Source organism: Pseudomonas sp. YQ_5 (assembly GCF_043103305.1).
GTDB classification, from domain to species: domain Bacteria; phylum Pseudomonadota; class Gammaproteobacteria; order Pseudomonadales; family Pseudomonadaceae; genus Aquipseudomonas; species Aquipseudomonas putida_Y.
Genome location: NZ_JBICJS010000053.1, coordinates 1 through 19,049, shown reverse-complemented (window position 1 = coordinate 19,049; position 19,049 = coordinate 1). Strand labels below are relative to the sequence as shown.

Here is a 19,049-nt window from a genome sequence, read left to right as displayed (position 1 = left end):
TGAATAAAAAACGCCCCCTAGTGGGGCGTTTTTGCTATCTGTCGTTTTGTCGTAGAGGCTTTCGAGCATGAACATTGTGCGTGAAACCATCGCCGCCATCGCCACGGCTCAGGGCCGTGGTGGTGTGGGTATTGTCAGGTTGTCCGGTCCTCTGGCTGCCAAGGCCGGCCAATTGATCACCGGCCGCACCCTGACCCCTCGGCATGCCCATTACGGCCCGTTCCGCGACGATGAGGGGCTGGTGCTGGACGAAGGGATTGCGCTGTTCTTTCCCGGGCCTAATTCATTCACTGGCGAGGACGTGCTGGAACTGCAGGGGCACGGTGGCCCGGTGGTTCTGGACATGCTGCTGCAGCGCTGTGTACAAGTCGGCTGTCGTCTGGCCCGTCCGGGCGAATTCAGCGAGCGCGCCTTCCTCAACGACAAGCTCGACCTGGCTCAGGCCGAAGCCATCGCCGATCTGATCGAGGCCAGTTCCAGCCAGGCAGCGCGAAACGCCTTGCGCTCGCTGCAAGGGGAATTCTCCAAGCGTGTGCACAGCCTTACCGAGGCGTTGATTGCCCTGCGTATTTACGTCGAGGCGGCGATCGATTTTCCTGAGGAAGAGATCGACTTCCTTGCCGATGGCCACGTGCTGTCGATGCTTGATGCTGTGCGCAGCGAGTTATCCACTGTGCAGCGCGAGGCCGGGCAGGGCGCCTTGCTGCGCGACGGCATGACGGTAGTCATTGCCGGTCGGCCGAATGCCGGTAAATCAAGTTTGCTGAACCAGCTGGCCGGACGGGAAGCAGCCATCGTCACGGACATCGCCGGCACCACGCGGGATATCTTGCGCGAACATATCCACATCGACGGCATGCCGCTGCACGTTGTCGATACTGCCGGTTTGCGCGATACCGATGACCATGTGGAAAAGATCGGTGTGGAACGCGCCCTGAAGGCCATTGGCGAGGCAGACCGTGTTCTGCTGGTGGTCGACTCCACTGCGCCCGAGGCCAGCGACCCGTTCGCTTTGTGGCCCGAGTTTCTTGACCAGCGACCCGACCCGGCAAAGGTCACTCTGATACGCAACAAGGCTGACCTGAGTGGGGAGCAGGTGGCGCTGGAGCAGTGCGATGACGGGCACGTGACGATCACCCTAAGCGCCAAGGGCGACGACACAGGGCTGCAACTGCTACGCGACCATCTGAAGGGCTGTATGGGTTACGAACAGACTGCAGAGAGTGGCTTCAGCGCCCGCCGGCGCCATCTGGATGCCTTGCGCCAGGCCAGCGAGCACCTGGAGCACGGCCGTGCCCAATTGACCTTGGCGGGCGCGGGAGAGCTTCTGGCTGAGGACTTACGCCAGGCACAGCATGCGCTGGGGGAAATCACAGGAGCATTCAGCTCGGATGACCTGCTTGGGCGGATTTTCTCCAGCTTCTGCATCGGCAAGTAATCCACAGCCAGGCAAGGCCAAGCGCCGCTCCTTAGGGAGCGGCTTTTTTTTGCCTGAAATTCATTGCAGAAGATGAGTGCAGGCCGATGACCCAAGCACCTGTGGGAACGGGTGGGCCCCCGAACAGGCCCTTGCAAGCACTAATTTTCTGCGGATGTACCGGCCCTTTCACGGGCTCGCTCGCTCCCACATTGACCATGCCTGGTCGCCTGCGCGATGAATTTTCCTTACCCAGCGTGAAAACTGTGCTCAGGAGCCCTGTGGAAAACTCGCCTTCAGCTCAGTTGATAAGCAGGCTTTTTTTCTGAGGAAAAACCCCCTTGTGGGTAAATAGCTATTTAATCCACAGGCTAAAAGACGTTATCCATAGCCCTCATGGCACTCCAGCCACAGGGTTTAATTTCTCTCTACATGACGTAAATCGTGGCGTCCAAGACCTTATCCACAGAAAAGGCTGTGCATAAGAATAAACATAAAAACAAAGCTTTTTTAAATTCTTCATCTTTGATTTCTGTTGTCTGCCACTCATCCACAGACTGGTCAAAATTTGCTCAGACGGTTTCTTTACTGGGGGTGAAGTCCCTATACTTGTCCGCTTACCTTCTCTATTCGCAAAAACAGGCACGAGGTGCGTGGTGGATTTCCCTTCCCGTTTTGACGTGATCGTCATCGGCGGCGGCCATGCCGGTACCGAGGCTGCGCTTGCGTCTGCACGCATGGGTGTAAAAACCCTGCTGCTGACCCATAACGTGGAAACCCTCGGTCACATGAGCTGCAACCCCGCCATCGGCGGTATTGGCAAAAGCCATCTGGTCAAAGAGATCGATGCGCTCGGCGGCGCCATGGCGCTGGCCACCGACAAGAGCGGCATCCAGTTCCGCGTTCTGAACAACCGCAAGGGCCCGGCCGTACGTGCCACCCGTGCACAAGCCGACCGCGCCATCTACAAGGCAGTGGTGCGTGAAATCCTGGAAAACCAGCCAAACCTGTGGATATTCCAACAGTCCTGCGACGACCTGATCGTCGAGCAGGACCAGGTCAAAGGCGTGGTGACCCAGATGGGCCTGCGTTTCTTTGCCGAATCGGTGGTACTGACTACCGGTACCTTCCTCGGCGGCCTTATCCACATTGGTCTGCAAAACCATTCCGGTGGTCGCGCCGGTGATCCACCTTCGATTGCCCTTGCCCACCGCATGCGTGAACTTCCGCTGCGCGTCGGCCGCCTGAAAACCGGTACCCCGCCACGCATCGACGGCCGCTCTGTGGATTTCTCGGTAATGACCGAACAGCCAGGCGATACGCCGATCCCGGTGATGTCGTTCATGGGCAATGCCGAAATGCACCCGCGTCAGGTGAGCTGCTGGATTACCCACACCAATGCGCGCACCCACGAGATCATTGCCTCGAACCTCGACCGCTCACCGATGTACTCGGGCGTGATCGAAGGTGTCGGTCCGCGCTACTGTCCGTCGATCGAAGACAAGATCCACCGCTTCGCCGACAAGGAAAGCCACCAGGTGTTTATTGAGCCGGAAGGCCTGAACACCCATGAGCTGTACCCCAATGGTATTTCCACTTCGCTGCCGTTCGACGTGCAACTGGAGTTGGTCCGTTCGATCCGCGGCATGGAAAACGCCCACATCGTGCGCCCGGGCTATGCCATCGAATACGACTACTTCGATCCCCGTGACCTCAAGTACAGCCTCGAGACCAAAGTCATCGGCGGCCTGTTCTTCGCCGGGCAGATCAACGGCACCACCGGTTACGAAGAAGCCGGTGCCCAAGGTCTGTTGGCCGGGACCAACGCTGCACTGCGTGCGCAAGGTCGCGACAGCTGGTGCCCGCGCCGCGATGAAGCGTACATCGGTGTGCTGGTCGACGACCTGATCACTTTGGGTACTCAGGAGCCGTACCGCATGTTCACTTCGCGCGCCGAGTACCGCCTGATCCTGCGCGAAGACAACGCCGACCTTCGCCTGACCGAAAAGGGCCGTGAACTGGGCCTGATCGATGACCAGCGCTGGGCCGCGTTCTGCGCCAAGCGCGACGGTATCGAGCGTGAGGAACAGCGCCTGAAATCGACCTGGGTTCGGCCGAATACCGAGCAAGGCCAGGCCATTGTGGATAAGTTCGGCACTCCGCTGAGCCACGAGTACAGCTTGCTCAACCTGCTGGCGCGCCCCGAAATCGACTACGCCGGCCTGATCGAAGCGACTGGCGGTGACGTAATCGATTCACAGGTTGCCGAGCAGGTCGAGATCCGCACCAAGTACGCCGGCTACATCGACCGCCAGCAGGATGAAATTGCCCGACTGCGCGCCAGCGAAGACACACGCCTGCCTGTGGATATCGACTACACGACGATTTCCGGCCTGTCCAAGGAGATACAGGGCAAGCTGAGCCAGACCCGTCCGGAGACGCTGGGTCAGGCTTCGCGTATCCCGGGTGTGACCCCGGCGGCGATTTCCCTGTTGCTGATTCACTTGAAAAAACGCGGCGCTGGCCGCGAATTGGAGCAAAGCGCTTGAGTTCCCTGGTCACCCCTCAACACGCTGAAGAGTTGTCCACAGGTGCGCGCCAGCTTGGTGTCGAGCTGACTGCCGAGCAGCACGAGAAGCTGCTTGGCTACCTGGCTCTGTTGATCAAATGGAACAAAGCCTACAACCTGACTGCCGTGCGCGACCCGGACGAGATGGTTTCGCGTCATTTGCTCGACAGCCTTAGCGTCATGTCTTTTATCCACAACGACCGTGAAAACTGGCTGGATGTTGGCAGCGGCGGTGGCATGCCCGGCATTCCGCTGGCTATCCTGCATCCACACAAGCGCGTCACCGTGCTGGACGCCAATGGCAAGAAAACCCGTTTCCTGACACAGGTGAAAATGGAACTCAGGCTGGACAACCTCACGGTTATCCACAGCCGGGTCGAGGCCTTCCAGCCGGCACAACCGTTCGACGGAATCATCTCCCGCGCCTTCAGCAGCATGGAGAACTTCACCAACTGGACCCGCCACTTGGGCGACACCGGGACGCAATGGCTTGCAATGAAGGGGCTGCATCCTGCCGATGAACTGGTAGCATTGCCCGCAGACTTCACAGTGGAAAGCGAACAGGCCCTGACCGTTCCGGGTTGCCAGGGCCAGCGCCATCTGCTGATACTGCGCCGCAAGGCATGACTGGGAACACTCGCAACAATGGCTAAGGTATTCGCAATCGCGAACCAGAAAGGTGGTGTGGGCAAGACAACCACCTGTATCAATCTCGCCGCCTCGCTGGCTGCGACCAAGCGTCGTGTCCTGCTGATCGACCTCGATCCGCAGGGCAACGCCACCATGGGCAGCGGTGTGGACAAGCACGAGCTCGAGCACTCGGTCTACGACCTGCTGATCGGGGAGTGCGACTTGGCCCAGGCTATGCACTACTCCGAGCACGGAGGCTTCCAGTTGCTGCCGGCCAACCGCGACCTGACCGCCGCTGAGGTGGTGCTGCTGGAAATGCAGGTCAAGGAGAGCCGTCTGCGCAACGCGCTGGCGCCTATCCGCGATAACTACGACTACATCCTCATCGACTGCCCGCCGTCGCTGTCGATGCTTACGCTCAATGCGCTGGTCGCTTCCGATGGCGTAATTATCCCCATGCAGTGCGAGTATTACGCACTGGAAGGTCTCAGCGACCTTGTGGATAACATCAAGCGCATCGCCGCCCGGTTGAACCCGGAGTTGAAGATCGAGGGCCTGCTGCGGACCATGTACGATCCGCGCCTGAGCCTGAACAACGATGTTTCGGCGCAGTTGAAGGAGCACTTTGGCCCTCAGCTTTACGACACGGTCATTCCGCGCAACATTCGCTTGGCCGAGGCCCCCAGCTTCGGCATGCCAGCCCTTGCTTACGACAAGCAATCGCGGGGCGCGCTGGCTTACCTGGCCCTGGCTGGGGAACTGGTACGCCGTCAACGCCGTCCATCACGCACTGCACAAACAACTTAAGGAATCCGTATGGCCGTCAAGAAACGGGGTCTCGGACGTGGGTTGGATGCACTGCTCAGTGGTCCTTCCGTCAGCGCGCTCGAAGAGCAGGCTGTGAAGATCGACCAGAAAGAACTGCAACACCTGCCGGTCGAGCTGGTCCAGCGTGGCAAGTATCAACCTCGCCGTGACATGGACCCGGAGGCGCTGGAAGAGCTTGCGCACTCGATTCGCAACCATGGTGTGATGCAACCGATCGTGGTACGCCCGATTGGCGACAACCGATACGAGATCATCGCCGGTGAGCGCCGTTGGCGCGCCACCCAGCAGGCCGGCCTGGACACGATCCCGGCCATGGTCCGCGAAGTGCCCGACGAAGCCGCCATCGCCATGGCATTGATCGAGAACATCCAGCGCGAAGACCTCAACCCACTGGAAGAGGCCATGGCCCTGCAGCGCCTGCAACAGGAATTCGAGCTCACCCAGCAGCAGGTGGCTGACGCTGTGGGCAAGTCGCGGGTGACCGTGGCCAACCTGCTGCGCCTCATTACCTTGCCCGATGCGATCAAGACCATGCTCGCCCACGGTGACCTGGAGATGGGGCACGCCCGTGCATTGCTCGGCCTGGATGAAAATCGTCAGGAGGAGGGGGCGCGTCATGTTGTCGCACGTGGCCTCACCGTGCGCCAAACCGAGGCACTGGTCCGTCAGTGGCTCAGCGACAAGCCTGATCCGGTCGAACCGAGCAAACCTGATCCGGATATCGCACGGCTTGAACAGCGGCTCGCAGAGCGCCTGGGCTCGGCCGTACAGATTCGTCATGGCAACAAGGGCAAAGGCCAGTTGGTTATTCGCTACAACTCGCTTGACGAGTTGCAAGGCGTGCTCGCTCACATCCGCTGAAACAATTCCTGTTGTAGCGCGAAGTCGGAAATCACTACCGAAGAGTTGAATAGGGGTTAATCCACCCCTATACTCTGCGCGCATTTTGTCGGCACAAATTATGCCAAGTCATAGCTGACTTGTTGGTCGACTTCCGAGGAGCAGTTGTGATGGAAATACGCACGCCAAACCGCCTGCCTTTCCATCGCTGGGCGGTTTTTCCGGTACTGCTGGCTCAATTTGTCGTACTGCTGCTGGCAACCTTGGTGTTGTGGCAGTGGAAAGGGGCGGTCAGTGGATATTCAGGCCTTTGCGGAGGTTTGATTGCCTGGCTGCCCAATGTGTATTTCGCCTGGAAGGCTTTTCGCTTCAGCGGGGCTCGGGCGGCACAAGCTATCGTCAAGTCGTTTTACGCGGGCGAGGCAGGCAAGATGATTTTGACGGCAGTGCTTTTTGCACTGACCTTTGCAGGAGTGAAGCCACTGGCGCCGTTAGCAGTATTCGGCGTCTTCGTGTTGACCCTTTTGGTCAGCTGGTTCGCGCCCCTGCTGATGAATAAAAGACTTTCGAGACCTTAGGGCGTTTGAGGCAACCATGGCAGCAGAAACCGCTTCGGGCTATATCCAGCACCACTTGCAGAACCTGACCTACGGTCAACTACCAGACGGCAGCTGGGGCTTCGCCCATTCGGCTGCAGAAGCCAAGGCAATGGGCTTCTGGGCGTTCCACCTGGACACCCTGGGTTGGTCCGTCGCGCTGGGTCTGATCTTCCTGTTGATCTTCCGCATGGCGGCCAAGAAGGCGACTTCCGGCCAACCTGGCGGTCTGCAGAACTTCGTTGAAGTGATGGTCGACTTCGTCAACGGCAGCGTGAAGGACTCCTTCCACGGCCGTAGCCCGGTAATCGCACCGCTGGCGCTGACCATTTTCGTCTGGGTATTCCTGATGAACGCCGTCGACCTGGTACCGGTCGACTGGATTCCTCAGCTGGCCATCCGGATTTCCGGTGACCCGCACATTCCGTTCCGCGCCGTGTCGACCACCGACCCGAACGCGACCCTGGCAATGGCCTTCTGCGTCTTCGCCCTGATCATCTTCTACAGCATCAAGGTCAAGGGACTGGGCGGCTTCATCGGTGAGCTGACCCTGCACCCGTTTGGCAGCAAGAATATCTTCGTGCAGATCCTGCTGATTCCTGTCAACTTCCTGCTGGAATTCGTCACCCTGATCGCTAAGCCGATCTCGTTGGCACTGCGTCTGTTCGGCAACATGTATGCTGGCGAGCTGGTGTTCATCCTGATCGCTGTAATGTTCGGCTCTGGCCTGCTGTGGCTCAGCGGCCTGGGTGTGGTGCTGCAATGGGCGTGGGCTGTGTTCCACATCCTGATCATCACCCTGCAAGCTTTCATCTTCATGATGCTGACCATCGTCTACCTGTCGATGGCTCACGAAGATAACCATTAAGACCGCCTGGCGTGTCTGATAGCCTTCCCTGCCTGTACGGGGGGAGGGCTTAAAAAGTCCGCAAGGGCATGCTGTACCAAACGATTTGTTTTACCGCTTCAAACTAAAAACCTAACCAATACGACGTAAAAGTCGGGAGGAAAGATGGAAACTGTAGTTGGTCTGACCGCTATCGCTGTTGCTCTGCTGATCGGCCTGGGTGCTCTGGGTACCGCCATTGGTTTCGGCCTGCTGGGTGGCAAGTTCCTGGAAGGCGCTGCTCGTCAGCCAGAAATGGTTCCGATGCTGCAGGTCAAAATGTTCATCGTTGCCGGTCTGCTCGACGCCGTAACCATGATCGGTGTTGGTATCGCTCTGTTCTTCACCTTCGCGAATCCGTTCGTTGGTCAGATCGCCGGCTAATCACTCGTCACCACGAGTTGATGGCTGTATGAATTAAGACCGAGCGAGGTGTTGGCGTGAACATTAATGCAACCCTGATTGGCCAATCCGTTGCTTTCCTGATTTTTGTACTCTTCTGCATGAAGTATGTATGGCCTCCGGTCATCACTGCCCTGCAAGAGCGCCAAAAGAAGATTGCCGACGGCTTGGACGCTGCCAACCGCGCAGCTCGCGACCTGGAGCTGGCCCAAGAGAAAGCGGGTCAGCAACTGCGTGAAGCTAAAGCACAGGCAGCCGAAATCATCGAGCAAAGCAAGAAACGCGCTGCTCAGCTTGTCGACGAAGCCCGTGAACAGGCTCGTGTCGAAGCTGACCGTGTGAAGGCTCAGGCTCTGGCCGAGATCGAACAGGAACTGAACAGCGCTAAAGACGCCCTGCGTGCCCAAGTGGGTGCTCTGGCCGTTGGTGGTGCTGAAAAGATCCTTGGCGCCACAATCGATCAAAACGCGCATGCGGAGCTGGTTAACAAACTGGCCGCTGAAATTTAAGCGAGGGCGATCATGGCAGAACTGACCACGTTGGCCCGACCTTACGCTAAGGCTGCCTTTGAGCATGCCCAGGCCCATCAGCAACTGGCCAATTGGTCAGCCATGCTCGGCCTGGCTGCTGCGGTGTCGCAAGACGACACCATGCAGCGCCTGCTCAAGGCCCCGCGACTGACGAGCGCAGAAAAGGCCGCCACGTTCATTGACGTGTGCGGTGACAAGTTCAATGCACAGGCACAGAATTTCATTCATGTTGCCGCGGAAAACGACCGTCTCCTGCTTCTGCCGGAGATTGCCGCCCTGTTCGACCTGTACAAGGCCGAGCAAGAGAAATCCGTGGACGTGGAAGTCACCAGTGCCTTCGCGTTGAACCAAGAACAGCAAGACAAACTCGCCAAGGTTCTCAGTGCACGGTTAGGCCAGGAAGTGCGCCTGCACGCGTCGGAGGATGCCAGCCTGATTGGCGGCGTCGTCATCCGCGCCGGTGACCTGGTAATCGATGGCTCTGTTCGCGGCAAAATCGCGAAACTGGCCGAAGCATTGAAATCTTGAGTTTGAAGGGGCAGCAGAGCAATGCAGCAACTCAATCCTTCCGAAATTAGTGAAATCATCAAGGGCCGCATCGATAACCTCGATGTGAGCTCCCAAGCCCGTAACGAAGGTACCGTTGTTTCGGTATCCGACGGTATCGTGCGGATCCACGGTCTGGCCGACGTCATGTACGGCGAAATGATCGAGTTCCCTGGTGGCGTCTACGGCATGGCCCTGAACCTGGAGCAAGACTCCGTAGGTGCAGTGATCCTGGGTGCATATGACACCCTCGCCGAAGGCATGAGCGCCAAGTGCACCGGCCGCATCCTGGAAGTTCCGGTTGGTAAGGAACTGCTGGGTCGCGTCGTCGACGCACTGGGCAACCCTATCGATGGCAAAGGTCCTCTGGGCAACACCGAGACCGACGCAGTCGAGAAAGTTGCTCCAGGCGTGATCTGGCGTAAGTCGGTAGACCAGCCTGTACAGACTGGTTACAAATCCGTCGACGCCATGATTCCTGTCGGCCGTGGCCAGCGTGAGCTGATCATTGGCGACCGTCAGATCGGCAAGACCGCCATGGCCATCGACGCCATCATCAACCAGAAAGACTCCGGTATTTTCTGTGTTTATGTTGCTGTCGGCCAGAAGCGTTCCACCGTTGCCAACATCGTTCGCAAGCTGGAAGAAAACGGCGCCCTGGCCAACACCATCGTGGTTGTTGCCAGTGCTTCGGAATCCGCCGCACTGCAATTCCTGGCGCCATACGCCGGTTGCACCATGGGCGAGTTCTTCCGCGACCGCGGTGAAGACGCACTGATCGTTTACGATGACCTGTCCAAGCAGGCCGTTGCCTACCGTCAGATCTCCCTGCTGCTGCGCCGTCCACCAGGACGCGAAGCATACCCAGGCGACGTGTTCTATCTCCACTCCCGTCTGCTGGAGCGTGCATCGCGCGTTTCGGAAGAGTACGTCGAGAAGTTCACCAACGGTGCTGTCACTGGCAAAACCGGTTCCCTGACCGCTCTGCCGATCATCGAAACCCAGGCTGGCGACGTTTCTGCGTTCGTTCCGACCAACGTGATTTCCATCACCGACGGTCAGATCTTCCTGGAATCGGCCATGTTCAACTCGGGCATCCGCCCTGCAGTGAACGCCGGTGTTTCGGTATCCCGTGTAGGTGGTGCCGCTCAGACCAAGATCATCAAGAAGCTGTCCGGTGGTATTCGTACCGCTCTGGCTCAGTACCGTGAACTGGCTGCATTCGCCCAGTTCGCGTCCGATCTGGACGAAGCGACCCGCAAGCAGCTGGAGCATGGTCAGCGCGTTACCGAGCTGATGAAGCAGAAGCAGTACGCGCCGATGTCCATTGCGGACATGGCTCTGTCGCTGTACGCCGCTGAGCGTGGCTTCCTGACCGACGTAGAGGTCTCCAAGATCGGCAGCTTCGAGCAAGCACTGATCGCCTTCTTCAACCGTGATCACGCTGAACTGATGGCGAAGATCAACGTGAAGGGTGACTTCAACGACGAAATCGACGCAGGCCTGAAAGCCGGTATCGAGAAGTTCAAGGCCACCCAGACCTGGTAAGCCGCAGCGGGGGCTCAGGCCCCCGCTTGCTAACCTGATAGGTGATACATGGCAGGCGCAAAAGAGATTCGCAGTAAGATTGCGAGCATCAAAAGCACGCAAAAAATTACCAGCGCCATGGAGAAAGTGGCGGTCAGCAAGATGCGCAAGGCACAAATGCGCATGGCTGCTAGCCGTCCTTACGCGGAACGTATCCGCCAGGTGATCGGTCATCTGGCCAACGCCAACCCGGAATACCGCCACCCGTTCATGATCGAGCGCCCTGTAAAGCGCGCCGGTTATATCGTGGTGAGCAGTGACCGTGGTCTGTGCGGTGGCTTGAACACCAACCTGTTCAAGGCCCTGGTCAAGGACATGAGCGCAAACCGCGAACAGGGCGTGGAAATCGACCTGTGCGTGATCGGCAGCAAGGGTGCGACTTTCTTCCGCATCTTTGGCGGCAACGTCGTAGCAGCGATCAGCCATTTGGGCGAAGAGCCATCGATCAACGATCTGATCGGCTCCGTCAAAGTGATGCTGGACGCCTACCTGGACGGCCGTATCGATCGCCTCTCGGTGGTTTCGAACAAGTTCATCAATACCATGACCCAGAAGCCGACGGTCGAGCAATTGGTACCGTTGGTGGCAACCCCGGATCAGGATCTCAAGCATCACTGGGACTACCTGTACGAACCCGACGCAAAAGAGCTGCTGGACGGCTTGATGGTGCGTTACGTGGAGTCGCAGGTATACCAGGCGGTGGTCGAGAACAACGCTGCTGAACAAGCGGCCCGGATGATCGCCATGAAGAACGCCACAGACAACGCCGGTGATTTGATCAAAGAGCTTCAGTTGATCTACAACAAGGCGCGTCAGGCTGCGATCACCCAGGAGATCTCGGAAATCGTCGGCGGCGCTGCCGCGGTTTAACGGTTCACATATTCAGAGGATCCAGCTATGAGTAGCGGACGTATCGTTCAAATCATCGGCGCCGTCATCGACGTGGAATTCCCACGCGACGTCGTGCCGAGTGTATACAACGCGCTTAAAGTACAAGGCGCGGAAACCACCCTGGAAGTTCAGCAGCAGCTGGGCGACGGCGTGGTTCGTACCATTGCGATGGGCTCGACCGAAGGCCTGAAGCGCGGTCTGGATGTCGTCGACACCGGCGCTGCCATTTCCGTTCCAGTTGGTAAGGCCACCCTGGGCCGTATCATGGACGTACTGGGCAACCCGATCGACGAAGCCGGCCCGATCGGCGAAGAAGAGCGTCGCGGTATCCACCAGCCAGCGCCTTCGTTCGCTGACCAGGCAGGCGGCAACGACCTGCTGGAAACCGGCATCAAGGTTATCGACCTGGTTTGCCCGTTCGCCAAGGGTGGTAAGGTTGGTCTGTTCGGTGGTGCCGGTGTCGGCAAGACCGTAAACATGATGGAACTGATCCGTAACATCGCCATGGAACACAGCGGTTACTCCGTGTTCGCTGGTGTGGGTGAGCGTACTCGTGAGGGTAACGACTTCTACCACGAGATGAAGGACTCCAACGTTCTCGACAAGGTAGCGCTGGTCTACGGTCAGATGAACGAGCCACCAGGAAACCGTCTGCGTGTAGCGCTGACCGGCCTGACCATGGCTGAGAAGTTCCGTGACGAAGGTAACGACGTTCTGCTGTTCGTCGACAACATCTATCGTTACACCCTGGCCGGTACCGAAGTATCCGCACTGCTGGGCCGTATGCCTTCGGCAGTAGGTTACCAGCCGACCCTGGCTGAAGAGATGGGCGTTCTGCAAGAGCGCATCACCTCCACCAAGGAAGGTTCGATCACCTCGGTACAGGCCGTATATGTACCTGCGGACGACTTGACCGACCCGTCGCCAGCGACCACCTTCGCCCACTTGGACGCCACCGTCGTTCTGTCCCGTGACATCGCCTCCCTGGGTATCTACCCAGCGGTCGACCCACTGGACTCGACTTCGCGCCAGCTGGACCCGAACGTGATCGGCAACGAGCACTACGAGACCGCTCGTGGCGTTCAGTATGTTCTGCAGCGCTACAAAGAGCTGAAGGACATCATTGCGATCCTGGGTATGGACGAACTGTCCGAAGCCGACAAGCAACTGGTAGCCCGCGCTCGTAAGATCCAGCGCTTCCTGTCGCAGCCGTTCTTCGTGGCAGAAGTCTTCACCGGTTCGCCAGGCAAGTACGTTTCCCTGAAAGACACCATCGCTGGCTTCAGCGGCATCCTCAAAGGTGACTACGACCACCTGCCAGAACAAGCGTTCTACATGGTCGGCAGCATCGACGAAGCGATCGAGAAAGCCAAGAAACTGTAATTCCTGCGCCCCGCAAGGGGCGCTATCAGGTTGAGGCAAGCAGATGGCTATGACAGTCCATTGCGATATCGTCAGCGCGGAAGGAGAGATCTTCTCCGGCCTGGTCGAGATGGTGGTTGCGCACGGTAACCTGGGTGATCTTGGTATCGCTCCAGGCCATGCGCCGCTGATCACCAATCTCAAGCCTGGTCCGATCACGCTGACCAAGCAGGGTGGCGCACAAGAGGTGTTCTACATCTCTGGTGGTTTCCTCGAGGTTCAGCCGAACATGGTCAAGGTGCTTGCCGATACCGTGCAACGTGCTACAGACCTGGATGAAGCTCAGGCTCAGGAGGCCCTCAAGGCCGCCGAGAACGCCCTGAATCTGAAAGGCGCGGACTTCGACTACAGTGCCGCCGCCGCACGTCTGGCCGAGGCCGCAGCTCAGCTGCGTACCGTCCAGCAAATGCGCAGAGGCAAGTAATCGGCCAAGGCTGATAACTGCTGTTGCGATTGAGTAAAAGGGTAGCCTCGGCTACCCTTTTTCTTTTTCTGTTTTCTCCCCACGGTCTTTCACTGACCGCCCAGGATTGGTAGCCAGTAATGTCACTCGATATCGTTATTCTCGCCGCCGGCCAAGGCACCCGCATGCGCTCGGCGCTGCCCAAAGTGTTGCACCCGGTAGCTGGCAATTCCATGCTCGGCCATGTTATCCACAGTGCGCGCCAACTTCAGCCGCAAGGTATTCATGTGGTCATTGGCCATGGTGCCGAACTGGTTCGCGAGCGCCTGGCCGCTGACGACCTGAATTTCGTGATGCAGGATAAACAGCTGGGTACCGGTCATGCTGTTGCCCAGGCACTGCCGGCGCTGACCGCTGACACTGTGCTGGTGTTGTACGGCGACGTGCCGTTGATCGAAGTGGAGACCCTGCAGCGTCTGTTGGCGAAGGCCAACGATCAGCAACTGGGACTGCTTACCGTCACCCTCGATGATCCGACCGGCTATGGCCGGATCGTGCGTGACGAGCAGGGCAAGGTAACTGCCATCGTTGAGCACAAGGACGCCAACGACGCGCAAAAAGCTATCAAGGAAGGCAACACCGGAATTCTGGCACTGCCAGCCGCGCGCCTTGCCGACTGGATGGGCCGCCTGTCGAACAACAACGCTCAGGGCGAGTATTACCTGACCGACGTAATTGCCATGGCAGTGGCTGATGGCTTGGTGGTGGCAACTGAACAGCCGCACGACCCTATGGAAGTGCAGGGCGCCAACGACCGCCGCCAGCTGTCCGAGCTGGAGCGTCACTACCAGTTGCGTGAAGGCCGCCGTCTGATGGCTCAGGGGGTTACCCTGCGTGACCCGGCACGCTTCGATGTTCGTGGTGAAGTAAGCGTTGGTCGTGACGTGCTGATCGACATCAACGTGATTCTCGAAGGCAAGGTGGTCATCGAAGACGATGTGCAGATCGGCCCTAACTGCGTGATCAAGAACACGACCCTGCGCAAAGGCGCGGTGGTCAAGGCCAACAGCCACCTCGAAGGCGCCGTGATGGGAGAAGGCAGCGATGCTGGCCCGTTTGCTCGCCTGCGCCCGGGCAGCGTACTGGACGCCAAGGCCCATGTGGGTAACTTCGTCGAACTGAAAAACGCCCACCTGGGTGAAGGGGCCAAGGCTGGTCACCTGACCTACCTGGGTGATGCCGAAATCGGTGCGCGCACCAATATCGGCGCCGGCACCATCACCTGCAACTACGATGGCGCCAACAAGTTCAAGACCGTGATGGGTGAAGACGTGTTCATCGGTTCGAACAACTCGCTGGTGGCGCCTGTGGAAATCAAGGCCGGCGCGACCACCGCAGCCGGCTCGACCATCACCCAGGCCGTAGAAGCGGGTGACCTGGCTGTAGCTCGTGCACGCCAGCGCAACATTTCGGGCTGGAAGCGCCCTGAGAAGATCAAGAAGAGCTGAGTTATTCACAGCCGTTTCGATCGAAAGCCGACTTATGTGAATAAGTCGGCTTTTTTATTGGCGCTGCCGCGCATAAAGGACCGCGTCAAAGCAGAGGCAAACAATCCACAGGTCAACGACAGCTTGACGGATCGCTCGTCTTAGGTTTTGATTGCAACCATTAACTTTCGAATCGAAACTTAAACGCACATGTCGAAACGAAACACACCACAACGGCGACACAATATTCTGGCTTTGCTCAGCGAGCAGGGCGAGGTAAGTGTGGACGCGTTGGCCAAGCGTTTCGCCACCTCGGAAGTGACCATTCGCAAAGACCTTGCCGCCTTGGAAACCAACGGCTTGTTGTTACGCCGCTACGGTGGTGCGGTGCCGGTGCCGCAAGAGTTGCTCGGTGAACCGGCACAACCCGTCTCTTCTTATAAAAAGGCCATTGCGCGTGCCGCGGTGGGACGTATCCGCGAACATGCGCGCATTATCATCGACAGCGGCAGCACCACGGCGGCAATGATCCCCGAACTGGGGCGCCAGCCAGGCCTGGTGGTGATGACCAATTCGCTCAATGTGGCCCGTGCAATCTGCGACCTCGAACACGAGCCGGTGCTGCTGATGACCGGTGGCACCTGGGACCCGCATTCCGAATCGTTCCAGGGCCAGGTCGCGGAGCAGGTACTGCGCTCCTACGATTTCGACCAATTATTCATCGGTGCCGACGGCATCGACCTCGGCCGGGGTACCACTACCTTCAACGAGCTGCTTGGGCTGAGCCGGGTCATGGCCGAAGTTGCCCGTGAAGTGATCGTGATGGTCGAGTCGGACAAGGTGGGGCGCAAGATCCCTAACCTCGAGCTGCCCTGGGGCAGCGTACACACCCTTATTACAGATGAACGCCTGCCAGCAGCAGCGCGCGAACAAATTCAAGCCCGCGGCATCAACCTGATCTGCGCCGCGATCAGCCAGGAGCAATAAAACATGTGTGGAATCGTTGGTGCTGTCGCCGAGCGTAATATCACAGCCATCCTGATCGAAGGCCTCAAGCGTCTTGAATACCGCGGTTACGACAGTGCCGGTTTGGCTGTACTCACCCAGACCGGTGAACTGCAGCGCCGCCGCCGCATCGGCAAGGTCAGCGAGCTGGAGGTCGCTGTTGCTGATGAGCCGTTGGCAGGCCAGTTGGGTATTGCCCACACCCGTTGGGCTACCCACGGCGCGCCGACTGAAGGCAACGCCCACCCGCACTTCTCGGGCAATGACGTGGCCGTGGTGCACAACGGCATCATCGAAAACCACGAAGAGCTGCGCGAAGAGCTGAAGGAACTGGGCTATCTCTTCACTTCGCAGACCGATACCGAAGTCATCGTCCACCTGATCCACCACACCCTGAAGAGCATTCCAGACATGACCGACGCCCTGAAGGCGGCGGTGAAGCGCCTGCATGGTGCTTACGGCCTGGCGCTGATCAGTGCCAAGCAGCCGGACCGCCTGGTCGCCGCACGCAGTGGCAGCCCGCTGGTAATCGGCCTGGGCCTTGGCGAGAACTTCCTGGCGTCCGACCAATTGGCGCTGCGCCAGGTTACTGACCGCTTCATGTACCTGGAAGAAGGCGACATCGCTGAAATCCGCCGTGATCAGGTCTCTATCTGGGACCAGCAGGGCAATAAGGTCCAGCGCGAAACCGTGCAGTATCACGAAGGTGCCGAGGCTGCTGACAAGGGCGCTTACCGCCACTTCATGCTCAAGGAAATTCACGAGCAGCCAAGCGTTGTTCAGCGCACGCTTGAAGGCCGCCTGGGCAAGGACAACGTGCTGGTCCAGGCCTTTGGCCCGCAAGCTGCCGACCTGTTTGCCAAGGTGCGCAACGTGCAGATCGTTGCCTGTGGCACCAGCTACCACGCCGGTATGGTTGCGCGTTACTGGCTGGAAAGCCTGGCCGGCATCCCTTGCCAGGTAGAAGTGGCCAGCGAGTTCCGTTACCGCAAGGTGGTGGTGCAGCCGGATACTCTGTTCGTCTCCATCTCGCAGTCCGGCGAAACCGCCGATACCTTGGCCGCACTGCGCAACGCCAAGGAGTTGGGTTTCCTTGGCAGCCTGGCGATCTGCAACGTGGGTATCAGCTCGCTGGTACGCGAGTCGGACTTGACCCTGCTGACCTTGGCCGGCCCTGAAATCGGCGTGGCTTCGACCAAAGCGTTCACCACCCAGCTGGTTTCGCTGATGCTGCTGACCCTGGCCCTTGGTCAGGTGCGCGGTACGCTGGAAGCCGGTGTCGAAGCTGAGCTGGTTGAAGAGTTGCGTCGACTGCCTACCCGCCTGGGCGAAGCCCTGGCCATGGATGCCACCGTCGAGAAAATTGCCGAGCTGTTCGCCGACAAGCACCATACCCTGTTCCTCGGCCGCGGCGCGCAGTACCCGGTGGCGATGGAAGGTGCTCTCAAGCTTAAAGAAATCTCCTACATCCACGCCGAAGCTTACCCAGCAGGCGAGTTGAAGCACGGCCCGCTGGCTCTGGTGGACAACGACATGCCGGTGGTTACCGTTGCACCGAACAACGAACTGCTGGAGAAGCTGAAGTCCAACCTGCAGGAAGTGCGTGCCCGTGGTGGCGAGCTGGTCGTGTTCGCCGATGAGCATGCTGGCATGACCAATGGCGAAGGCACCCACGTGATCAAGGTGCCGCACATTGCCGATGCCCTGGCGCCAATCCTGTACACCATTCCGCTGCAATTGCTGTCTTATTACGTGGCCGTGCTCAAGGGGACCGACGTTGACCAGCCTCGTAATCTGGCCAAATCGGTGACTGTCGAGTAACGGGTAGTCAGGTGTTGATGAAATGGTTTCCGACAATAAAAGCGGTACCGCCACAATAAAAGCTGTCATGCGCGACTGCGGCCTCCCATAGGGGCCGCGGTCGCGAGGGTCGGCCCGACACAGTTACGTTATCCAAGCAGTCTCAGCATGCTCTCCATACCGCATTTGCAAATTCAGCCAGAAGAGTCAATTCGTTCGTATCTGGAACGTTCTTTGTTCCTCTGCTGGGACTCTCATGCTGTCGACGACATCCGTAAATTTCAAAATAAGGTTCGATTCTTCAAATCTGACCTGAAAGAAATTTCGGTCTTTCTGGGGTGGGATGGAAGCTATGGTTCGATCGGCTGATTTCCCTTCATACTTCCCTCGCTGTGAATTACGTTGTTAAACATTCTCAGGATATTTCCTACTCGCGGAAGCTCTATCCATTTAAGGGTGAGCCGTACACCGAAAAAAATGTAAGTTACTGTCCTGAGTGCGCTAAGGAGGACTTAGTAAGGCTTGGTTTCTCATATTGGCGTCGGGCATATTCCCGGTTTGAAAACGACACTGTTTGCCACAAGCATAATACGTTATTGCTTACACACTGCCCGTATTGCAAAACTTCATTGGGCGATCCGAAACATCGTCTAGATGTTATGTGGAGAGGCCATGACTGAGCAGGAGCGCAAAGCTTTAAAGCATATCGAATCAGCAAGCCGGAGCCCCCACGCCAAACCCCCGCGGCGTAAGCCTTTACCCAAGGCCACCCCTGGTGAAACTCAGGTGGCATTCGCGAAGTATGTGGAGGAAATGAAGTCGGGTAAGCCTAAAAAACCCAGCTGAAAAATGCTTGCCGGATGGAAACGTGTAAACCACTTTTTTTACCTGTAAACCTAGGTGGTTTACAGGTAAAAAAAGTGGTTTACACGGCCAGCAACTGGCCGTCGTGAATGCATGCTCTGGGTCCAGGCTGTGTGAAAACGCCCGCAGTTGTCTAACCTTCTGACCGTCGTGATCGTGGCGGGGAAAATCATGAAGCGGTTCATCGAAGGTGAGGCTCGGACGCAGGTCACATTGCTGCCAGAGTGCCTGGATGACTACATCACCGATGAAAACCCAGTGCGAGTGGTCGATGTCTTTGTCGATGAACTCGACCTGAGCGCGCTCGGTTTCGCAGGCGTCGATCCGGCAGCAACAGGTCGCCCAG

General features: G+C 58.3%; 18 protein-coding genes and 1 pseudogene. All 19 read left to right on the top strand.

The window, feature by feature from the left end:
* The first annotated feature begins 67 nt into the window (after positions 1-67).
* The gene (gene mnmE, locus ACF8EA_RS11855) at positions 68-1,438 is read left to right on the top strand and encodes a tRNA uridine-5-carboxymethylaminomethyl(34) synthesis GTPase MnmE (RefSeq protein ID WP_392522102.1); all 1,371 of its coding nucleotides are present in this window, start codon (positions 68-70) and stop codon (positions 1,436-1,438) included.
* A 635-nt stretch (positions 1,439-2,073) separates the two neighbouring features.
* Positions 2,074-3,966, top strand: a complete 1,893-nt coding sequence (mnmG, locus tag ACF8EA_RS11850; protein WP_274119163.1) for a tRNA uridine-5-carboxymethylaminomethyl(34) synthesis enzyme MnmG — start codon at positions 2,074-2,076, stop codon at positions 3,964-3,966.
* Entirely contained in the window at positions 3,963-4,613 is a 651-nt protein-coding gene (rsmG, locus tag ACF8EA_RS11845; protein ID WP_021785311.1) for a 16S rRNA (guanine(527)-N(7))-methyltransferase RsmG, read from the top strand. The genes mnmG and rsmG overlap by 4 nt, the downstream gene beginning before the upstream one ends.
* 18 nt (positions 4,614-4,631) lie before the next feature.
* Positions 4,632-5,423, top strand: a complete 792-nt coding sequence (locus ACF8EA_RS11840; RefSeq protein WP_003253182.1) for a ParA family protein — start codon at positions 4,632-4,634, stop codon at positions 5,421-5,423.
* A 9-nt stretch (positions 5,424-5,432) separates the two neighbouring features.
* Positions 5,433-6,305 (top strand): ParB/RepB/Spo0J family partition protein, encoded by an 873-nt coding sequence (locus ACF8EA_RS11835; protein ID WP_003253185.1) that lies wholly within the window; start codon positions 5,433-5,435, stop codon positions 6,303-6,305.
* A gap of 149 nt (positions 6,306-6,454) precedes the next feature.
* A complete protein-coding gene (locus ACF8EA_RS11830) occupies positions 6,455-6,862 on the top strand; it encodes a F0F1 ATP synthase subunit I (RefSeq protein WP_008092225.1) in 408 nt (135 codons plus the stop codon).
* 16 nt (positions 6,863-6,878) lie between these two features.
* Entirely contained in the window at positions 6,879-7,748 is an 870-nt protein-coding gene (gene atpB / locus ACF8EA_RS11825) for a F0F1 ATP synthase subunit A (RefSeq protein WP_392522100.1), read from the top strand.
* A 144-nt stretch (positions 7,749-7,892) separates the two neighbouring features.
* Positions 7,893-8,150, top strand: coding sequence for a F0F1 ATP synthase subunit C (atpE, locus tag ACF8EA_RS11820; protein ID WP_003097235.1), 258 nt, complete (start codon positions 7,893-7,895; stop codon positions 8,148-8,150).
* Between the two features lie 56 nt (positions 8,151-8,206).
* Complete coding sequence (locus ACF8EA_RS11815; protein ID WP_010955888.1) at positions 8,207-8,677, top strand: F0F1 ATP synthase subunit B; 471 nt, start codon at positions 8,207-8,209, stop codon at positions 8,675-8,677.
* Positions 8,678-8,689: 12 nt separating this feature from the next.
* Positions 8,690-9,226 (top strand): F0F1 ATP synthase subunit delta, encoded by a 537-nt coding sequence (locus ACF8EA_RS11810; RefSeq protein WP_003253191.1) that lies wholly within the window; start codon positions 8,690-8,692, stop codon positions 9,224-9,226.
* Between the two features lie 21 nt (positions 9,227-9,247).
* Positions 9,248-10,792, top strand: a complete 1,545-nt coding sequence (gene atpA, locus ACF8EA_RS11805; RefSeq protein ID WP_021785310.1) for a F0F1 ATP synthase subunit alpha — start codon at positions 9,248-9,250, stop codon at positions 10,790-10,792.
* A gap of 48 nt (positions 10,793-10,840) precedes the next feature.
* Positions 10,841-11,701 (top strand): F0F1 ATP synthase subunit gamma, encoded by an 861-nt coding sequence (atpG, locus tag ACF8EA_RS11800; RefSeq protein ID WP_003253195.1) that lies wholly within the window; start codon positions 10,841-10,843, stop codon positions 11,699-11,701.
* 27 nt (positions 11,702-11,728) lie between these two features.
* Positions 11,729-13,105, top strand: a complete 1,377-nt coding sequence (gene atpD / locus ACF8EA_RS11795; RefSeq protein ID WP_003253197.1) for a F0F1 ATP synthase subunit beta — start codon at positions 11,729-11,731, stop codon at positions 13,103-13,105.
* A gap of 43 nt (positions 13,106-13,148) precedes the next feature.
* Positions 13,149-13,568, top strand: coding sequence for a F0F1 ATP synthase subunit epsilon (locus tag ACF8EA_RS11790; RefSeq protein ID WP_021785309.1), 420 nt, complete (start codon positions 13,149-13,151; stop codon positions 13,566-13,568).
* Positions 13,569-13,687: 119 nt separating this feature from the next.
* Entirely contained in the window at positions 13,688-15,055 is a 1,368-nt protein-coding gene (gene glmU / locus ACF8EA_RS11785; RefSeq protein WP_274143793.1) for a bifunctional UDP-N-acetylglucosamine diphosphorylase/glucosamine-1-phosphate N-acetyltransferase GlmU, read from the top strand.
* A gap of 189 nt (positions 15,056-15,244) precedes the next feature.
* Positions 15,245-16,021: a DeoR/GlpR family DNA-binding transcription regulator gene (locus ACF8EA_RS11780; RefSeq protein ID WP_003253204.1), complete on the top strand. Its 777-nt coding sequence runs from the start codon at positions 15,245-15,247 to the stop codon at positions 16,019-16,021.
* A 3-nt stretch (positions 16,022-16,024) separates the two neighbouring features.
* Positions 16,025-17,860: a glutamine--fructose-6-phosphate transaminase (isomerizing) gene (glmS, locus tag ACF8EA_RS11775; protein WP_392522097.1), complete on the top strand. Its 1,836-nt coding sequence runs from the start codon at positions 16,025-16,027 to the stop codon at positions 17,858-17,860.
* A gap of 317 nt (positions 17,861-18,177) precedes the next feature.
* Positions 18,178-18,519 carry a TniQ family protein gene (locus tag ACF8EA_RS11770; RefSeq protein WP_392522096.1) on the top strand — a complete coding sequence of 114 codons (342 nt, stop codon included), beginning with the start codon at positions 18,178-18,180 and terminating at the stop codon, positions 18,517-18,519.
* Between the two features lie 355 nt (positions 18,520-18,874).
* Positions 18,875-19,049, top strand: a pseudogene (locus ACF8EA_RS11765) (IS5/IS1182 family transposase); the annotation flags it as partial.